The sequence below is a fragment of the Candidatus Thioglobus sp. NP1 genome, from assembly GCF_003326015.1.
GTDB lineage: Bacteria > Pseudomonadota > Gammaproteobacteria > PS1 > Pseudothioglobaceae > Pseudothioglobus > Pseudothioglobus singularis_A.
The window spans coordinates 1527510-1547972 of record NZ_CP023860.1 but is presented as its reverse complement, the minus strand read 5'-3'; the positions used below and the strand labels follow the sequence as shown (position 1 = coordinate 1547972).

General features: G+C 36.2%; 15 protein-coding genes and 4 tRNA genes. All 19 read left to right on the top strand.

Annotated elements, in window-relative coordinates:
- The first annotated feature begins 3 nt into the window (after positions 1-3).
- The 19 genes from CRN91_RS07935 (at position 4) to trpE (ending at position 20416) form a co-directional block, all read left to right on the top strand.
- Complete coding sequence (locus CRN91_RS07935) at positions 4-570, top strand: succinate dehydrogenase/fumarate reductase transmembrane subunit (protein WP_254424934.1); 567 nt, start codon at positions 4-6, stop codon at positions 568-570.
- A complete protein-coding gene (locus CRN91_RS07930) occupies positions 557-2485 on the top strand; it encodes a fumarate reductase/succinate dehydrogenase flavoprotein subunit (protein WP_114115890.1) in 1929 nt (642 codons plus the stop codon). The genes CRN91_RS07935 and CRN91_RS07930 overlap by 14 nt, the downstream gene beginning before the upstream one ends.
- Positions 2482-3204, top strand: a complete 723-nt coding sequence (locus tag CRN91_RS07925) for a succinate dehydrogenase/fumarate reductase iron-sulfur subunit (protein ID WP_114115889.1) — start codon at positions 2482-2484, stop codon at positions 3202-3204. Before CRN91_RS07930 ends, CRN91_RS07925 begins: the two co-directional genes overlap by 4 nt.
- A 39-nt stretch (positions 3205-3243) precedes the next feature.
- Positions 3244-4176: a malate dehydrogenase gene (mdh, locus tag CRN91_RS07920; RefSeq protein WP_114115888.1), complete on the top strand. Its 933-nt coding sequence runs from the start codon at positions 3244-3246 to the stop codon at positions 4174-4176.
- Between the two features lie 39 nt (positions 4177-4215).
- Positions 4216-5439, top strand: a complete 1224-nt coding sequence (locus tag CRN91_RS07915) for a malic enzyme-like NAD(P)-binding protein (protein WP_114115887.1) — start codon at positions 4216-4218, stop codon at positions 5437-5439.
- 80 nt (positions 5440-5519) lie between these two features.
- Positions 5520-5604 (top strand) — tRNA-Tyr (locus CRN91_RS07910).
- A gap of 23 nt (positions 5605-5627) precedes the next feature.
- Positions 5628-5701 (top strand) — tRNA-Gly (locus CRN91_RS07905).
- Positions 5702-5716: 15 nt separating this feature from the next.
- Positions 5717-5792 (top strand) — tRNA-Thr (locus CRN91_RS07900).
- A 31-nt stretch (positions 5793-5823) separates the two neighbouring features.
- On the top strand, positions 5824-7014 hold the full coding sequence (gene tuf / locus CRN91_RS07895) for an elongation factor Tu (RefSeq protein ID WP_114114452.1): 1191 nt from the start codon (positions 5824-5826) through the stop codon (positions 7012-7014).
- Between the two features lie 61 nt (positions 7015-7075).
- Positions 7076-7151 (top strand) — tRNA-Trp (locus tag CRN91_RS07890).
- A 15-nt stretch (positions 7152-7166) separates the two neighbouring features.
- Positions 7167-7550, top strand: a complete 384-nt coding sequence (gene secE, locus CRN91_RS07885) for a preprotein translocase subunit SecE (protein WP_114115886.1) — start codon at positions 7167-7169, stop codon at positions 7548-7550.
- Positions 7551-7562: 12 nt separating this feature from the next.
- A complete protein-coding gene (gene nusG / locus CRN91_RS07880) occupies positions 7563-8096 on the top strand; it encodes a transcription termination/antitermination protein NusG (RefSeq protein ID WP_114115885.1) in 534 nt (177 codons plus the stop codon).
- Positions 8097-8162: 66 nt separating this feature from the next.
- On the top strand, positions 8163-8591 hold the full coding sequence (gene rplK / locus CRN91_RS07875) for a 50S ribosomal protein L11 (protein ID WP_114115884.1): 429 nt from the start codon (positions 8163-8165) through the stop codon (positions 8589-8591).
- Positions 8592-8593: 2 nt separating this feature from the next.
- Positions 8594-9289, top strand: a complete 696-nt coding sequence (gene rplA / locus CRN91_RS07870) for a 50S ribosomal protein L1 (protein ID WP_168177021.1) — start codon at positions 8594-8596, stop codon at positions 9287-9289.
- A 222-nt stretch (positions 9290-9511) separates the two neighbouring features.
- A complete protein-coding gene (gene rplJ / locus CRN91_RS07865) occupies positions 9512-10033 on the top strand; it encodes a 50S ribosomal protein L10 (protein WP_114115882.1) in 522 nt (173 codons plus the stop codon).
- 24 nt (positions 10034-10057) lie between these two features.
- On the top strand, positions 10058-10438 hold the full coding sequence (rplL, locus tag CRN91_RS07860) for a 50S ribosomal protein L7/L12 (RefSeq protein ID WP_114115881.1): 381 nt from the start codon (positions 10058-10060) through the stop codon (positions 10436-10438).
- A gap of 102 nt (positions 10439-10540) precedes the next feature.
- Positions 10541-14623, top strand: coding sequence for a DNA-directed RNA polymerase subunit beta (gene rpoB / locus CRN91_RS07855; RefSeq protein WP_114115880.1), 4083 nt, complete (start codon positions 10541-10543; stop codon positions 14621-14623).
- A gap of 14 nt (positions 14624-14637) precedes the next feature.
- Entirely contained in the window at positions 14638-18822 is a 4185-nt protein-coding gene (gene rpoC / locus CRN91_RS07850) for a DNA-directed RNA polymerase subunit beta' (RefSeq protein WP_114115879.1), read from the top strand.
- A 139-nt stretch (positions 18823-18961) separates the two neighbouring features.
- Positions 18962-20416, top strand: a complete 1455-nt coding sequence (gene trpE, locus CRN91_RS07845) for an anthranilate synthase component I (RefSeq protein WP_114115878.1) — start codon at positions 18962-18964, stop codon at positions 20414-20416.
- Positions 20417-20463 lie beyond the last annotated feature (47 nt).

Here is a 20463-nt window from a genome sequence, read left to right as displayed (position 1 = left end):
AAAATGATGGCTATTGCAGGTTTATTTTGGTTTTTTTTCCTGATTCTCTATCTTTTTGGTGCCCTTACATTTCATGCTGGTGAGTCTTTTTTTACAGCTACTCATGTTTGGTTTAGTAACTCAATTTTTCATCCCATATTACTAACTTTACTATCAATAACTCTTGCTTTTCATATTGCAGTTGCAATTTCTAGGCAGTTAAATAACAATGAAAGTTCAGGTGATCGATATAAAAAACCTTATCCTAAGGCTGTCCCTAGGGTAGTTGCCTGGTCAGGTGCTTCAATTATCCTGGCGTTTATAATTACACATAGTGTGCAAATGTTATCAACAGATACAGCTAATTTATATTCAGAAGTGCAATCAATCTTTCAAAGGCCATTAATGTGGGCTATTTATGGGTTAGGTATGATTGCGATATCAACTCATTTACATCATGGGCTTACTAATGTATTGCAAACTTTAGGGGTTTCCAGTAAACAATATAAAGGTTCAGCGCTTATAATTGTTATTCTGATTATGGCTGGCTATGCTTCAATTCCAATAGGTATTCTGTATGCAAAATTTTAATCCAAATGTACCATCAGGGCCCCTTGAAAATAGGTGGGATAAGCATAAATTTGATCTTGCACTGATTGCACCTCAAAATAGAAAAAAATATAAAATTATTGTTATAGGAACTGGTTTAGCTGGAGCTTCATTATGTGCAACGCTTGGAGAGGCTGGCTATAATATTAAATCCTTTTGCTACAATGATAGCCCTCGAAGAGCCCATTCCATAGCAGCTCAAGGCGGTGTGAATGCGAGTAAAAATTATCAAAATGATGGTGATAGTACATGGCGACTTTTTTACGATACGATAAAGGGTGGAGATTTTAGAGCAAGAGAGTCAAATATTTATCGTCTAGCGCAATTGAGTTGTAATATTATTGATCAAGCTGTTTCGCAGGGAGTCCCTTTTGCTAGAGAGTATAGTGGTTATCTAGCTAACAGATCTTTTGGGGGGACCCAAGTTTCAAGAACTTTTTATGCTCGTGGGCAAACGGGACAGCAGCTTTTATTGGGTGCGTATAGTTCAATGAGTAAAGAAATAGCCTCAGGAAGAGTAACGCATCAGTCAAGATCTGAAATGTTAGAGATGATTATTATTGATGGAAAGGCTCGTGGTGTTGTCGTTCGAAATTTAGTAAGTGGAGAAATTTCAGCACATGTTGCTGACTGTGTTGTGCTCTGTACCGGAGGTTACAGTAATGCCTACTATCTCTCAACTAATGCAATGGGTTGTAACACCTCTGCAACTTGGAGAGCTTTTAAGAACGGAGCCTACTTTGCAAATCCTAGTTTTACTCAGATTCATCCAACTTGTGTTCCTCCAACTGGTGATAGCCAGTCAAAATTAACATTGATGAGTGAATCACTTCGAAATGATGGGCGAATTTGGTCACCAAAAAATACAGAAGATTGTGATAAAAATCCGAATGACATTCAAGAGCAAGATAGAGATTATTTTCTTGAGAGAATGTACCCTGCATTTGCTAATCTTGTTCCAAGAGATATAGCATCAAGAGCACTTAAAGGTATTTGTGACGAAGGCAGAGGAGTGGGCTCCTTATTCAATAATCAGAGATTAGGAGTCTATCTTGATTTTTCTTCCGTTATTGAAAAAATAGGAATTGAAAAAGTAAAAGAAAAATATGGTAATTTGTTTGATATGTATAAAAGTATTACTGGTGAAAATCCATATGAAGTGCCAATGAAAATTTACCCAGCACCCCACTATACTATGGGTGGTTTGTGGGTCGATTATAATTTAATGACTTCTATAAATGGATTGTTTGCATGTGGTGAGGCTAACTTTTCAGATCATGGGGCCAATCGTTTAGGAGCTTCAGCATTAATGCAAGGTTTGGCAGATGGTTATTTTATTGCTCCTCAGACTGTAGCAAATTATTTGGCTCGTAGTAAATTTGAAGAGATTGATCTAGATCATCCAGAGGTTATTACAACAATCGATACTGTTAAAACTCGAATTGAAAAGTTAATGAATGCACCAAAACCAGAATACTCCCCTGATTATTTCCATAAAAAAATTGGAAGTATTTTATGGACTACTTGCGGCATGGCTAGAGATAAAGATTCTCTTGAAGCTGCAATAAAAGATATTAATGACCTTAAAAAATTATTTTGGAATAGCATTAAAGTCACTGGCTCAGAAAGTGACTTTAACCAAACCTTAGAAAAAGCAGGAAGGGTTGCTGACTTTATAGAGCTTGGACATTTAATGTGCGTTGATGCTCTTGATCGTGAAGAGTCTTGTGGCGCACATGCACGTCTTGAATATTTAGCCGAAAGTGGTGATGCAATGAGAGATGATGAGAATTATGGTTATGTTGCTGCTTGGGAATTTAATGATGATGGACCAGTTCTCCATAAAGAGCATCTTGATTTTGAGTTTATAAAGCCAACATATAGGGACTATAAATGAATTTTACTCTCCATATTTGGCGCCAAAAAAATACTCAAAGTGCTGGTAAATTTTTTACCTATGAGATTAACGATATTGATAGTGATACGTCGTTTCTAGAAATGCTTGATCAATTAAATGAACAGCTAATTGATAAGGGTGAGGATTGTATTATTTTTGATTATGATTGCAGAGAAGGTATTTGTGGGACATGTTCATTAGTAATAAATGGTCACCCACATGGAGAAAAAAAAGCCACAACAACATGTCAGCTTTACATGAGGGATTATGCAAATCAGCGTGAACTTTGGATTGAGCCATGGCGTGCAAAAAGCTTTCCAATAGTCAAGGACCTGGCTGTTAAGCGAGATGCGTTTGATCGAATAATTCAATCTGGTGGATTTATTTCTGTTTCAGTTGGCTCCTCTCCAGAGGCTAATTCAATACTGGTCAATAAAGATGATGCAGATTGTGCCTTTGATTCTGCAACCTGTATTGGTTGTGGGGCCTGTGTTGCAGTATGTCCAAATGCCTCAGCAAGTCTTTTTATTGCTGCAAAGATTAACCATTTTGAACAGTTACCACAAGGCAAAATTGAGAGCAAAACTCGAGCACAAAGGATGATTAATCAGATGGAAGAAGAGGGTTTTGGTAGTTGTTCTAATCATCGCCATTGTGAAGTCGTATGTCCAAAAGAAATTTCAGTAAAAAATATTGCTACAATGAATAGACTACTGTGAATTCATGTATTTATTAAGTTTTATTTATAAGGAGTTATTATGAAAGTTGCAGTATTAGGCGCAGCTGGTGGAATTGGCCAAGCGTTGGGTTTATTATTAAAAACACAGTTACCAAATGGGACTGAATTATCATTATATGATATTGCACCTGTAACTCCAGGAGTTGCAGCAGACTTAAGTCATATTCCAACTGCAGTAAAAGTTACTGGTTTTGCTGGTGAAGATCCAGCACCTGCATTAATTGATGCAGATATCGTTTTAATTTCAGCTGGAGTCGCTAGAAAGCCAGGAATGGAGCGCTCTGATCTTTTTAATATTAATGCAGGAATTGTCAAAAATCTAGTTTCAGTTTGTGCAGATATTTGTCCAAAAGCGTTAATTGGAATCATTACAAATCCAGTAAATACAACAGTTGCTATTGCTGCAGAAGTATTAAAACAAAAAGGGGTGTATGATCCAGCGCGATTGTTTGGGATTACAACGCTTGATATTATTCGTTCTAATACTTTTGTTGCCGAAGTTAATGGTGTTAGACCTGAAGATCTTAATATTCCAGTCATTGGTGGCCATTCGGGTATTACCATACTCCCATTATTATCACAATCTGGTTTTGAATTTACTGAGGATGAGGCAGCGTCAATGACAAAGCGCATTCAGAATGCTGGTACTGAGGTTGTTGAGGCTAAGGCAGGTGGTGGTTCTGCGACCCTTTCAATGGGACAAGCAGCTGCACAGTTTGGTTTATCACTTGTTCGTGCACTAAATGGTGAACAAGATATTATTGAATGCACATATGTTGAAGGCTCTGGAGATAAAGCTCGTTTTTTTGCTCAACCAGTGCTTTTAGGAAAAAATGGCGTTGAAAAAATACTTAGTTATGGAGATCTTTCTGACTTCGAAGAGGCAACTCTCAATGCAGCTATTAGTACCCTTAAAACTGATATTTCGATTGGTGAAGATTTTATCAATTAATATAAATTCAATTTTCAGTTTTTAAATACAAGGAATTAAATGTCTCAAAATCTTCATGAGGAAGCTTTAGATTATCACCGTGAAGGCAGACCAGGAAAGATTGAGGTCTCCTCTCATAAAAAACTTGATACTGAAAAAGAACTCAGTCTAGCATACAGTCCAGGAGTAGCGGCTCCTGTTAGAGAAATCGTTAAAAATCCAAGTGCAGTGAATGATTACACAATTAAAGGCAATTTAGTAGCAGTAATTAGTGATGGTTCAGCAGTTTTAGGCTTAGGCAATGTTGGCCCCTTGGCGGCAAAACCTGTTATGGAGGGAAAGGCTGTTTTATTTAAACGGTTTGCTGGCATTGATGTTTTTAATATTGAGCTTGATACTCAGGATGTTGATGAAATTGTTAATACAATTAAGAATATAGCGCCTACCTTTGGAGGCATTAACTTAGAAGACATTTCAGCACCAAGATGTTTTGAAATTGAGAAGCGATTGATTGAGGAATTGGATATTCCAGTTTTTCATGATGATCAGCATGGAACTGCTGTAATTGTTGCTGCTGGACTGTTGAACGCACTTGAGATTCAGGAAAAAAATATTGAATCAGTCAAGATAGTATGTGCTGGTGCCGGCTCTGCTGGGATTGCAACCCTAAAACTATTAATTGAATTAGGTTTTAATAAGGAAAATATTCTTTTGGTAGATCGAAATGGCGTTGTATCAAAAAATAGTAAAAATCTAAGTAAAGAAAAAATTGATTTTGCAATTGATACTAATAAAAAAACATTAGAAGAAGCTATTGATGGTTCGGATGTTTTAATTGGGGTTGCAAGAGGAAATCTTGTTACACAGGAAATGATTAAATCAATGGGTAAAAGACCAATAATTTTTGCTTTATCTAACCCTGATCCAGAAATTTCTCCAGCTGACGTTTATGAGTGTAGGGATGACGTATTGATGGCCACTGGTCGAAGTGATTATCCTAATCAGGTAAATAATGTACTTGGGTTTCCTTATATTTTTAGAGGCGCACTGGATGCTAATTCTAGAATTATTAATACAGAAATGAAGATTGCCGCTGTTTATGCGCTTAAAGATTTAGCTAAGTTACCTGTTCCTGAATCTTTATTGAAAATCTATCAAGTTAAGGAGCTTAAATTTGGTAAAGATTATTTCATACCAAAACCCTTTGATCACCGGTTAATAGAAACTATACCAAAAGCTATATTTGATGCTGCAGTTAAGAGTGGTGTGGCACGTCTAAAATAATCTTCGAATAACCCTTAATTTAGGCTATTTTATCCTTGCTAAGCAAACATAGTTATGGGATAATGTCCCATTGTTTTTTTGGAGGGGTGGCCGAGTGGTTAAAGGCGACGGACTGTAAATCCGTTCTCTCTGAGTACGTTGGTTCGAATCCAACTCCCTCCACCAGTGAAACATATGAATAGGAAATTGCGGGTGTCGTATATTGGTATTACCTTAGCCTTCCAAGCTAATGAGGTGGGTTCGATTCCCATCACCCGCTCCATGTGGTTAGGACTGTGCTCACCTAGCTCAGTCGGTAGAGCACTTCCTTGGTAAGGAAGAGGTCGCCGGTTCAAATCCGGTGGTGAGCTCCACTTTAATTTGAATGTATATAGGGGATTAGAAATGGCAAAAGAAAAATTTGAAAGAACCAAACCACACGTGAATGTGGGAACAATTGGTCACGTTGACCATGGAAAAACTACTTTAACAGCAGCCCTTACTAAGGTTATGGCTGAAGCTCAAGGCGGTGAGTTCAAGGATTATGCCGATATTGATAACGCGCCTGAAGAAAGAGAGCGTGGTATTACCATTTCAACAGCGCACGTAGAATATGAGTCAAATGCTCGTCACTACGCTCATGTTGACTGCCCAGGACACGCTGACTATGTTAAGAATATGATTACCGGTGCCGCACAAATGGACGGCGCTATTATTGTAATTGCTGCAACTGATGGACCAATGGCTCAAACGCGTGAGCACATTCTATTGTCTCGTCAAGTTGGTGTTCCTTACATCGTTGTTTATATGAATAAAGCTGATATGGTTGATGATGAAGAACTAGTAGAGCTTGTTGAAATGGAAATCCGTGAACTTTTGACTGAATATGAGTTCCCAGGTGATGACACACCGGTGATTTTTGGTTCAGCTTTGAAAGCACTAGAGGGCGATACATCTGATATCGGTGTGCCATCTATTGTTAAACTAGTTGAAGCACTAGATACATACATCCCAACGCCAGAGCGTGATACTGATAAAACCTTCCTAATGCCAATTGAGGACGTGTTCTCAATCTCAGGTCGTGGAACTGTTGTAACAGGTCGTATTGAACGTGGTGTTGTTAATGTTGGTGATGAAATTGAGATCGTTGGTATTAAAGATACGCAGTTGACTACTTGTACTGGTGTTGAAATGTTCAGAAAGTTACTTGATTCAGGTGAAGCAGGTGATAACGTTGGTGTTTTGCTTCGTGGTACTAAGCGTGAAGAAGTTGAGCGTGGTCAAGTATTAGCTAAGAAAGGCACGATCAACCCACATACTAAGTTTGAAGCTGAAGTATATATATTAAGTAAGGAAGAAGGTGGACGTCATACGCCATTCTTTAACAATTATCGTCCACAGTTCTACTTTAGAACAACGGATGTAACTGGTGCTGTAGAGTTGCCATCAGGTACTGAAATGGTTATGCCAGGTGATAATGTTAAGATGGTAGTCGAGTTACTGGCTCCAATTGCAATGGAAGAAGGATTAAGATTTGCAATTAGAGAAGGTGGCCGAACGGTAGGTGCCGGCGTCGTCTCAAAAATTACGAGTTAAATTTATTATGGTTTTTAGCTACTCTTTATGGGTAGCTATTTTTATTTAGGATTTGATATTTAGGCAAGTGGCTCAATTGGTAGAGTAGTGGTCTCCAAAACCATTGGTTGGGGGTTCGAGTCCCTCCTTGCCTGCCAAATTAAAGGAAATATGTGGCTAAGGAAATAGAAAATTTAAAGAGTGTATCTGATAAGTGGAAAACATATGTAGCTATTGCTGTTGTTATAGCAACGCTTTATTTATATTATTCAAACCCACTTGCTTTTAATACGCTTACTAATGTTATTGTTACACTTGTACTGTTTGGAATTGCTGGAGTAATCTTTATCAAATCTGCTCAAGGTGAACGTTTTCTTCATTTTTTAAAAGAAACCAGAATTGAGTTAAGAAAAGTAGTCTGGCCAACCCGTCAGGAGACTGCGAAGACAACTGGAATAATTATGATTGCAGTTGTTATTGTTGCTATTTTTCTGTGGATTGTTGATGCATTTTTTACTTGGGGTGTTGGATCAATTTCGTCAATAAACATATTTTAAGTTAAGGATTTTATGTCTAAGAATTGGTTTGTAATACACGCTAGAAGTGGCTATGAAGCGAAAGTTAAAGTAGCCATTGAAGAGGCGGTTGTGAGAGAGGGAATTGAAGATCTTGTATCTGAGATCCTTATCCCTACTGAGCAGGTAGTTGAATTGAAGGGTGGTAAGAAAAAAGAAACAGAACGTAAATTCTTCCCTGGTTACATGCTTATTAAGATGGAGCTTACAGAGCCAAGTTGGTTATTAGTTAAAAATACAACTAACGTTATTGGTTTTATAGGAGGATCGTCAGGGAAGCCCTCTCCAATTTCGCAGAGAGAAGTAGATAGAATTTTTGCACGTGTTCAAGAAGGTGCCGATAAGCCTAAACCTAAGGTTGCTTTTCAACCAGGTGAAGAGGTATTGGTTACTGAAGGACCATTTAATGAATTTAATGGAACTGTTGAAAGTGTTAATTATGAAAAGAGTTTACTAACGGTTGAAGTTTTAATTTTTGGAAGGACTACCGCAGTTGAGCTAGAGTTTTCTCAAGTGGAGAAAACTTAAGTCGGTCTAAAAGACCGAGTTTGTTAACGGGGAGCTTAAAGGCGTTTGAACCCATAGGAGATAAAAATGGCAAAAAAAATTGAGTCATATATTAAATTGCAGGTTCCTGCAGCAGAGGCAAATCCATCACCACCTGTAGGTCCAGCATTAGGACAACATGGTGTTAATATTATGGACTTTTGTAAAGCCTTCAATGCTCAAACTCAAGAGCTTGATAAAGGTATGCCTGTCCCAGTAATTATTACTGTTTATAACGATAGAAGCTTTACATTTATTACTAAAACTCCACCTGCAGCGGTACTTCTTCGGAAGGTAACTGGAATTGAGAAAGGTAGTGGTGAGCCGCATATTAATAAAGTTGGTACAGTCACCCGCGCCCAATTAGAAGAGGTCGCAAATATAAAAATGAAAGATTTAAATGCAAATGATTTAGATGCAGCAGTCCAAATTGTAGCGGGAACAGCTCGTTCAATGGGTCTAGTGGTGGAGGGTTAATAATGGCTAATTTAACAAAAAATCAAAAAGTTGCTGCTTCTAAAGTAGAGGTTGGTTCTAAATATTCAATTTCAGATGCTCTTGTGCTAATTAAGGAGTGTGCAACTGCAAAATTCGATGAATCAGTTGATGTGAGTATCAATCTTGGTATTGATACCAAAAAATCTGATCAAACAGTTCGTGGTGCCGTAGTTCTTCCTAATGGAACTGGAAAAGTTGTTCGAGTAGCAGTTTTTACTCAGGGTGATAATGTGGAAAAAGCAACTGATGCTGGTGCAGATATTGTTGGAATGGATGATTTAATGAAGACTATGCAGGATGGCGACCTTAATTATGATGTTGTTATTGCGTCTCCTGATGCAATGGGTGTTGTTGGTCGTTTAGGTCAAGTTCTTGGTCCTCGAGGTTTAATGCCAAATCCAAAAGTTGGAACTGTAACACCAGATGTTGCAACTGCTGTTAAGAACGCAAAAGCTGGTCAGGTCCGTTACCGTGCAGATAAAGCTGGTATTGTTCATGCTGGTATTGGTAAAGCATCCTTTGATGCAAAAGCATTAGAAGAAAATATTATTGCACTTATTGATGCAATCAAAAAGGTTAAGCCAAGTTCAGCTAAGGGCGTTTACTTTAAAAAAATTAGTGTTTCATCAACGATGGGCCCAGGCCTTGCAATTGATGCAGCAAGTTTTGATATTTAAATATTTTTTAAAACTGATAGATTAATTATTATCAGTTAATGAATTCTTTGGGCGACAGGGTAACTTGTCATGCCTCAAAGACCATAGGTGCGATAAATTGTTTTCAATTTGTCGCTTAATAAATTGATTCTTCAATTTGCCTATGTAGAGGGTATGAAAATACCTTGTGGCGAAAGTTGTAATTTTATGACTTTCATTTTTTAATTGTTCAGGAGAGACAATATGGCTCTAAATCTTGAAGCAAAAAAAGCAGTTGTTGAACAGGTAAATGCAGTAGCTATTAATGCAATTTCTGTTGGTGTTGCTGAGTATCGTGGATTGAATGTTGAACAAATGACTAATTTGCGAAATTCTGCTATAGATGCAGATGTTTCATTACGTGTTGTTAAAAACACGCTTGCAAAGAGAGCGTTAGCTGAAACTGGATGTGAATGCATTACTCCAGTTTTGAGTGGCCCGGTAATCTTAGGTTTTTCTCAAGAGGATCCAGGCGCTGTGGCTCGTGTTTTCCGTGACTTCATGAAAGAGAATGAAGCGTTAGTTGTTAAAGGTTTGGGAGTTTCTGGTGAATTTATTGATGCAGATCAATTAAAGAGAATTGCCAGTCTTCCATCTAAAGATCAAGCAATCAGTATGTTAATGGCGTTGATGCTTGCACCAACTGAGAAGTTAGTGAGAACTTTAAATGAAGTTCCTACTAAGTTAACTCGAGTTGTGGCAGCGATTCGTGATCAACAACAATAATAATTATATAGAGGAGTAAATATCATGGCGAAATTAAGTAACGAAGATATTTTAAGTGCAATTGCAGATATGTCTGTAATGGATGTTGTTGAACTAGTTTCAGCAATGGAAGAAAAATTTGGTGTTTCAGCAGCGGCAGTTGCAGCAGCACCAGTTGCAGCAGCAGCAGATGCTGGTGTAGCAGTAGAAGAAAAGAGTGAGTTTGATGTTATGCTAACTAGCTTTGGTGAAAAGAAAGTTGCCGTCATTAAAGCTGTTCGTACTATCACTGGATTAGGTCTGAAAGAGGCGAAAGATCTTGTTGAGAGTGCGCCTGCAGCAATAAAAGAAGGAGCATCAAAAGCTGAAGCTGATGATATTCTTAAGCAGCTTGAAGAGGCTGGTGCTAGCGTAGAGCTTAAGTAATTTGTTCAATGCTATAAACCAAAATCCCCATGAGGGGATTTTGGTGTTTTTATTCAAAAGTATTTTTTTTGAAAACAATTTATTGATTATTACGGAGTATTCATGACTTATTCATTTACAGAAAAAAAGCGAATCAGAAATAATTTTGGAACTAGGGAGTCTATTCTTAAAGAACCAGATTTATTATCTATTCAGATTAATTCATTTAATACTTTTATTCAAGCGGGAGCTACTGAAAAAGAAAATATTGGTCTTCACTCTGTCTTTCAATCTGTATTCCCTATTACTGCTCTGAATGGTTATGCTGAAATTGAGTATTTAGATTACGAACTCCAAGAACCAAAATATAATGTTAAAGAGTGTAAGCTTAGAGGTGTCACTTATGCTGCAACATTACAGGTAAAACTTAATTTGATATTATTTGATAAAAATGGTTCAAATTTAAAGAAAAAACGTCGCGTCAAACAAGTTATTGAAGAAAGTGTTTATTTGGGCCAACTACCTTTAATGACTGATACAGGAACCTTTGTTATTAACGGAACTGAGCGTGTAGTAGTTTCTCAACTTCATCGCTCGCCTGGAGTGATTTTTGAGCATGATAAGGGTAAGACTCATTCATCTGGAAAAATACTTTTCTCATCTCGAATCATTCCTTATCGTGGTTCATGGCTTGACTTTGAATTTGATCACCATGAGCACTTATTCGTTAGAATTGATAGACGTAGAAAATTGCCTGTTACTTCATTGCTTCGTGCAATGGGTAACTCTACAGAAGAAATTATTGATACTTTTTTTGATCATATTGTTGTTAAATTAAAATCAAAGTCCTGTGAATTAGTTATAAAGCCAGAAAAATTAAGAGGAATTATTGCTGAATTTGACATTAAGGTTGATAAAGATATTATTGTTGAAAAGGGTCGTCGAATTACTGCTAAGCATGCAAAAATTCTTCAGGATGCAAAAGTTGATTCTATTAGTGCACCTCTTGAGTACCTTGTTGATAAGGTAATTGCTTCAGATATTATTGATACCGATACTGGTGAAATTTTGCTGGCTGCCAACACATTAATTACTGAAGAATCTATAGAAGTTTTAACTACTACTAAAATTAAAAAACTTAACATTATCTATCTTAATGATGCTGAAAATGGCATTTATATTTCTGATACATTGCGTCTTGATGAACTTCAAACTGAGATTGAAGCTCGCATGTCCATCTACCATGTTATGAGACCTGGCGAACCTGCAACTGAAGATGCGGTAAATACATTGTTCTCAAATTTATTTTTTAATAATGATCGTTATGATCTCTCTCGAGTCGGTCGAATGAAGCTCAATAGACGATTAGGAGTTGAGAGTGAAACAGGTGAGCACGTTCTTACTCATGATGACATTATTAACGTAATTAAACAATTGATTGATATTAAAAATGGACATGATGTGGTAGATGATGTTGATACATTGGCGAATAGAAGAGTAAGAGCTATTGGTGAAATGATTGAAAATCAATTTAGAATTGGACTAATAAGAGTAGAGAAAGCAGTTAAAGAAGGTTTGAATCTAGCTGAAACAGATGAATTAACTCCTCAAGATTTGATTAATTCTAAGCCAGTATCAGCGGCTGTAAGAGAGTTTTTTGGTTCTTCACAATTATCTCAATTTATGGATCAAGTTAATCCTCTATCTGGAGTAACGCATAAGCGAAGAATTTCAGCTCTTGGACCTGGTGGTTTAACTAGAGAGCGAGCTGGTTTTGAGGTTCGTGATGTACACCCTTCACATTATGGAAGACTATGTCCAATTGAAACTCCTGAAGGTCCAAATATTGGATTAATTAATACTTTAGCAGTATATGCAAGAACAAATGATTATGGCTTTTTAGAGACTCCATACCAGGTTGTTAAAGATGCGCTCGTTACTAAAGAAGTAGTCTATGTTTCAGCAATTGATGAAATAAATCATACAATAGCCCAAGCAAATTCATTAGTTGATAAAAAAGGCTATCTGATTGATGATCTCGTTTCAGGAAGACACAAAAATGAGTTTGTTCTTGTTGATAAATCTGAAGTCACTTTAATTGATATTGATTCTAAACAAATTTCATCAGTTGCAGCCTCTTTAATTCCTTTCTTAGAGCACGATGATGCGAACCGTGCACTAATGGGATCAAATATGCAACGTCAAGCTGTACCAGTTCTTAGAGCGGAAAAACCTCTTGTTGGAACAGGTATAGAGCGAGTTGTTGCTTCAGATTCTCGAGTATGTGTTGTTGCAAATCATGATGGAATTGTTGAAACAGTTGATGCATCTCGAATTGTTATTCGTGTTGATGCCAAACAAGCAAAAGATGGTGATCTTGGAGTGGATATTTATAGCTTAATTAAATATTCTCGTTCAAATCAAAATACTTGTATTAATCAAAAGCCACTCGTTCAACCTGGGGATAAAGTTGTTGCAGGGGATGTTTTGGCAGATGGACCATCTACAGATTTAGGTGAGCTTGCTTTAGGTCAAAATATGATGATCGCTTTTATGCCATGGAATGGTTATAACTTTGAGGATTCAATATTAATTTCTGAAAAAGTTGTTCATGAGGATCGTTACACTTCAATTCATATAGAGGAATTAACTGCATATGCCAGAGACACAAAGCTTGGCACAGAAGAAGTAACAGCTGATATTCCAAACGTAAGTGAATCAGCGCTCTCCAAGTTAGATGATGTTGGAATTGTATATGTTGGTGCTCGAGTTAAAGGCGGAGATATCTTAGTTGGAAAAGTTACACCTAAAAGTGAAACAGTTTTGTCTCCTGAGGAAAAATTGTTACGGGCTATTTTTGGAGAAAAAGCAAACAATGTTAAAGATACTTCTCTTCGAATGGGTGCGTCAAAGTCTGGTGTTGTTATCGATGTTCAAATATTTACTAAAGACAGAGTCACAAAAGATACGCGTGCACTCGTTATTGATGATGAGCGTCTAGATAATATTAAAAAAGATATTGATGATGAGTTTGGCATTATAGACGGTGATATTTTTAGACGAATACGTTTAAAACTCTCTGGAAATGTTTCTACTAGCAACATAGGAAATATTAAAAGTGGTGATAAATTAGTTTCAAAAGACTTAAAGTCATTAGAAAATAGTGACTTAGCAAAATTAAAAGTCAAGGATGCGGCAGTTAATAAAGAAGTCGCAGCACTAATTAAACAATCTAAATCAAAGCAAGAAGAGTTTGAGTTATTTTATGAGCAAGAAAGTGCCAAAATAAAGGAGGGTGCAGAACTACCTCCAGGTGTTCAAAAGATGGTTAAAGTTTATGTTGCTACTAGAAAAACATTGCAAGTTGGTGATAAGATGGCAGGTCGTCATGGAAATAAGGGAGTTATCTCTAGAGTATCCCCAGTAGAGGATATGCCTCATCTAGCAGATGGAACTCCTGTAGATGTTGTTCTTAATCCTCTTGGTGTTCCATCACGTATGAATGTTGGTCAAGTTTTAGAAGTTCACTTAGGTTGGGCTGCTAAGGGCCTTGGTTATAAGATTGGAAATTTGCTTGATGAGCATAGAAAAGATACTATTAAGAAAATTCGGTCTATGCTTGACTCAATATACAATAGTTATGGAAAAACAGAAGACTTAAAGTCATTTAGTGATGATGAGATTCTAGAGTTAGCTAACAATCTTCGTTCTGGAGTTCCAATGGCTACGCCAGTTTTTGATGGTATTAAAGAAGAAGATATTAAATCTTTACTTAAGATGGCTGATTTACCAGAGAGTGGACAAATAAAATTATTTGATGGACGAACTGGAGATGCTTTTGATCGAGATGTCACAGTGGGTTACATGCATATGTTAAAGCTAAATCATTTAGTAGATGATAAGATGCACGCACGTTCAACTGGACCTTATTCGTTAGTCACTCAGCAGCCACTTAGTGGAAAGGCTCAATTTGGTGGTCAAAGATTTGGTGAGATGGAAGTTTGGGCTTTAGAAGCATATGGAGCCGCCTATACGCTTCGAGAAATGTTAACAGTTAAGTCTGATGATGTTAGTGGAAGAGCAAAAATGTATAAAAATATAGTTGATGGTGAAAATCGAACTGAGTCAGTAATGCCTGAATCATTTAATGTTTTAGTAAAAGAAATCCGATCTTTGGGTATTGATACTGAACTTGAACAAAATTAAATTAGGAGAATCCTTTGAAAGATTTATTACAAATTTTAAAACAGCAAAATAAAGAACAAGATTTTGATGCAATAAGAGTTGGTTTAGCTTCCCCTGAAAAAATTCGTTCATGGTCTTTTGGTGAAGTAAAAAAACCTGAAACTATTAACTATAGAACCTTTAAACCTGAAAGAGAAGGGTTATTTTGTGCCAAAATTTTTGGTCCTATGAAGGATTTTGAATGCTTATGTGGAAAATACAAGCGCATGAAATTTCGTAATGTAGTTTGTGAGAAATGTGGTGTTGAAGTTACCCTCTCAAAGGTAAGACGAGAAAGAATGGGCCACATAGAGCTTGCTGCTCCAGTTGCTCATATTTGGTATTTAAAGTCCTTACCTTCTAGACTTGGTTTATTAATGGATATGTCATTGAAAGATATTGAGCGTGTTCTTTATTTTGAGGCATTCTTGGTAACTGATTCTGGAAATACTCCATTAATAAAAAAACAACTTCTTACCGAAGAGATGTATTTTGATGCTTTAGACGAGTATGGTGATGATGAGTTTATTGCAAAAATGGGAGCAGAGGCTATCCAAGATGTGCTCTCTGAAATGCAACTTGAAAAAGAAGCTGCAAATTTAAGAGAGGATGCTCTTAGTACCAAATCTCAAACTAAATTAAAGAAGATTAATAAGCGTCTAAAACTAGTCGACTCTTTAATTAAATCTGGAAATAAACCTGAATGGATGGTATTAAATGTTCTTCCTATTCTGCCACCTGATTTAAGACCATTAGTTCCTTTAGATGGGGGAAGATTTGCAACATCCGATTTAAATGATTTGTATAGACGTGTTATAAATAGAAATAATCGTCTTGGAAGACTATTAGAGCTTGATGCGCCTGAAATTATTGTTCGAAATGAAAAGCGTATGCTTCAAGAAGCTGTTGATTCATTAATTGATAATGGTCGAAGAGGAAGGGCGGTAATGGGTAACAATAGGCGTCCACTTAAATCAATTGCTGACATGATAAAAGGGAAGCAGGGTCGCTTCCGTCAAAATTTACTTGGTAAGAGAGTAGATTATTCTGGTCGTTCAGTAATTGTCTGTGGTCCATATTTAAAACTTCATCAGTGTGGCCTTCCCAAGAAGATGGCTTTAGAATTATTCAAACCATTTATATACAATAGGCTTCAAGCAAATGGACTTGCTTCTACAATTAAAGCAGCTAAAAAAATGGTGGAAAGTGAGATACCTGAAGTTTGGGATATTTTAGAAAGGGTTGTTCATCAACATCCTGTTCTATTGAATCGAGCTCCAACTCTTCATAGGCTTGGTATTCAAGCATTTGAACCTCTATTAATTGAGGGTAAGGCAATCCAGCTTCATCCTTTAGTATGTACTGCATTTAATGCAGATTTTGATGGTGATCAGATGGCGGTTCATGTTCCTCTTTCAGAGGAGGCTCAGCTTGAAGCTAGAACTTTAATGTTGGCATCAAATAATATTCTTCATCTTGCTAGTGGTGACCCAATTATTATTCCATCTCAGGATGTAATTTTAGGTCTCTACTATATGACAAGGGAAATGATAAATCAAAAAGGTGAAGGCACTATTTTTGCAAATACTAATGAAGCCCTTACTGCATACGATGAGGGAGCTGTAAGTCTCCATTCAAAAGTTAAATTAAGAGTTCATTTATATGAAAAGGTTAAGGGTAAATATGTTTCTAATTCTTCTGAAATAGTTGATACAACAGTTGGTCGAGCAATTTTTTCCAGAATACTACCAAAGGGTTTGTCATTTAGTTTAATCAATGAAGCATTAACAAAAAAAGTAGTTTCAAATTTGATTCAAGTTTGTTATCGAACTCAAGAACTTAAAGAGACTGTAATTTTTGCTGATCAGATGATGTATATGGGGTTTGAATTTTCAACTAAATCAGGTATATCTTTTTGTTCAAATGATATGATTATTCCAAGTGAAAAAACTGAAATGATTGATAAGGCTAATAGCCAAGTCAAGGATGTACAACAGCAGTTTGCCTCAGGAATTGTAACTAATGGTGAACGCTATAACAAAGTTATAGATATTTGGTCAAGGACTTCTGAAGAAGTTGCTAAAGCTATGATGGATAAAGTTGGTTATGATGATGTTATAGATACAGATGGTAATACTGAGAAAAAACCTTCTTTTAATTCTATTTATATGATGGCAGATTCTGGGGCACGAGGATCTCCAGCTCAGATTCGTCAATTAGCTGGTATGCGTGGACTTATGGCTAAGCCAGATGGATCAATTATTGAGACGCCAATTACGAGTAATTTTCGTGAAGGGCTAAATAATATGCAATACTTTATTTCTACTCATGGTGCACGAAAAGGACTAGCTGACACAGCATTAAAGACAGCTAATTCAGGTTACTTAACACGCCGGCTTGTTGATGTTGGACAAGACCTTGTAGTTACTGAAGAAGATTGCGGTACTGAAAATGGCTTGGTTATGAAGGCTGCAATTGATGGAGGTAATGTAGTTCAAACTTTAGGTTCTGCTGTACTTGGAAGAATCTTAGCTGAAGCAATTTTAGTTCCAAATTCTAAAAAGGTTTTTTTAGAAAAAGGTCATTTAATTACATTATCTGACTCTGAAAATATTGATGAACTTGGTGTAGAATCTATTAAGGTTCGTTCAGCAATTACTTGTGATACTTCATATGGAGTATGTGCATCTTGTTATGGTAATGATATGGCAAGAGGTCATAAAATAGGAGTTGGAGAGGCTGTAGGTGTAATTGCTGCTCAATCAATTGGTGAGCCAGGAACTCAACTTACAATGCGTACATTCCATATTGGAGGTGCTGCAAGTTCTTCTACTGCAGTTAATAGTATTAATATAAATACAGATGGTGTTGTACATTTTGAAAATATGAAGTCAATTGCTAATTCTAACGGAGACTTAGTTGTTATTTCAAGGTCTTCAGAGGCATCAATTAGAAATGAGTTGGGTCAAGTTAAAGAGCGTTATAAACTCCCTTATGGTGCAGTAGTTCATTTTCAAGATGGTGGAAAAGTTAAAGCAAAAGATAAAATTGCGGATTGGGATCCACATACACATCCAATTATTGCTGAAAATTCTGGAAGAGTATCATTTATTGATTTTGTTGAGGGACTTACAGTTGTTAAAAACTCAGATCCATTAACAGGATTAACTTTCTTTGAGATGATTGAAGAAGCAGAAAGAACTTCAGCTGCTAAAGATATGAAGCCAATGATTAAATTAATTGATAAGAAAGATAAAAAACAGGTCTTATCAACGCATTATTTGCCTTCTGGTGTAAAAATCAATTTAGAAGATGGGCAGTTAATTGAAGCTGGAGAAATTCTCGCTAAGATTCCAAAAGCAGTTTCAAAAACAAGTGATATAACAGGAGGATTACCTCGTGTTGCTGATTTATTTGAGGCTCGTAAAGCTAAGGATCATGCTATTCTTGCAGAGAGTGCAGGTGTTGTTAGTTTTGGAAGCCCTACTAAATCTAAAGTTCGAATGCTTATAACAAATGAGTCTGGGGACGTAACAGAAATGATGATTCACCATTGGCGTGCGATTAATGTATTTGATGGTGAAACGGTTGAGAAAGGTGATATGATTTCTGATGGACCTTCTAATCCGCATGATATTCTTAGATTGTTAGGCGTTGCTTCGTTAGCAAATTATATTGTTAAAGAGGTTCAAAATGTTTACCGTCTTCAGGGAGTGAAAATATCAGACAAACATATTGAAGTTGTTGTTAAGCAAATGTTAAGAAAAGTTGAAATTATTGATAATGGTGACTCAAAATATGTAAATGGTGAAACTGCAGAATATGCTCATGTGGTTGAAAAAAATAAGCAATTAAAGGCCCAAGGGAAAAATGAGATAGTTTTCCAAAGATTACTAATGGGTATTACTAAAGCTTCACTTTCTACTGAATCATTTATTTCTGCTGCTTCATTCCAAGAGACCACAAGAGTTCTCACTGAAGCATCTATTACAGGAAGAGTAGATGATCTTAGGGGTCTTAAAGAGAATGTTATCGTAGGTAGATTGATACCTGCAGGAACTGGTTTTAAACATCATCAAGAGAAAAGAAGTCAGCGTGTAGAGACTTTGATGCAAGCTAGTGAAGCGGAGCAAGAACTTTCTGATCAACTTAGTGAAGTTGAGGCTGAAGCTGAGAAATAACAAACTTAACCTATAAATTAGGCATTCTAGTTAGAATTTTGACTTTGGATGCCTAATTTAAAATCATATGTAATTGTTTAAGATTATTTGAATAATTAATCCAAAACCATCATTATCTTGGTAATGATAAAATATACTAATGCAAAAGTCTCAATTTAATACCCTTGTAAAGAATGGTTTTAATCATATTCCTTTCTCTAAAGAGATTGTTGTGGATACTGATACACCCCTAGCATTGTATCTAAAGCTTGCAAATAAGCCATATACCTACTTTTTAGAATCTGTCCAGGGTGGAGAAAAATGGGGACGTTACTCATTTATTGGTCTAGCTGCTGAAACAGTTATTAAAGTATTTAACTATGAAGTTCGAGTAGAAAAAAATGGACAATTAATTGAAAAAAATGATGTAGATGACCCACTAGCATGGATTGAAGATTATCAAAATACTTTTAAAGTTCCAAAATTAGAAAATTTACCAGATTTTAATGGTGGTTTAGTTGGCTATTTTGGGTATGAAATTATTCGATATATTGAGCCTAGATTAAAAAATATTGATAAAACTGACGAACTTAATGTACCTGATATATTATTGATGGTTTCTAATGATCTTTTAGTTGTTGATAACTTATCTAGTAAGGTTTATATAATCACTCATATTGATCCAACTAAAAATTCGTATGATGATGCAATTTTAAAACTTGATGCGATTGATAAAGATATAAAGCAGTTATTCGAGCATAAGATATCAGCTTCTGAAAATATTAAGCCAACTGACTTTGTTTCAAGCTTTGGAAAGGAAAATTTTTTAAAGGCTGTTAAAGATGTCCAGAAATATATAATTGCTGGTGATGTTATGCAAGTGGTTCCATCTCAAAGATTAAGTTGTTCTTTCAAAGCTAAACCAATTGAGCTTTATCGGCAATTACGAATTCTTAATCCTTCTCCTTATATGTATTTTCTTAATTTAGATAATTTTTCGATTGTAGGATCATCTCCTGAAATCTTAACACGAGTTGATAATAATAATGTTGCTACTATAAGGCCCTTGGCTGGAACAAGGTCAAGGGGAAAAACACTTGATGAAGATCTTAATTTGGAGAAAGATCTTCTATCAGATGAAAAAGAAATTGCAGAGCATCTGATGCTTATTGATTTGGGTAGAAATGATCTTGGCCGAATTGCCAAAACTGGCAGTGTTACTCTTACGGATAAAATGTTTATTGAGAAGTACTCTCATGTTATGCATATTGTTTCAAATGTGGAGTGTCAATTAAGAGAAAATATGAGTTCAATTGATGTCTTAAAAGCTACTTTTCCTGCAGGTACTTTAAGTGGTGCGCCAAAAGTAAGGGCTATGGAAATAATTGATGAGGTTGAAACATTAAAACGAAATGTATACTCAGGTGCAATTGGTAATTTGTCATGGCATGGTGGAATGGATCTGGCAATTGCAATTAGAACTGCAATAATAAAAGATGAAGTTCTTTATATCCAGGCTGGTGCGGGAATAGTTCATGACTCTTTACCAGAAAATGAATGGCAAGAAACTATGGATAAAGCCGAAGCTTTAATTAGAGCGGCTGAGAATATTTAATTTTTTTATTTTTTATAGATTTATCTTTAGCCATTTGTTTGTAAAAT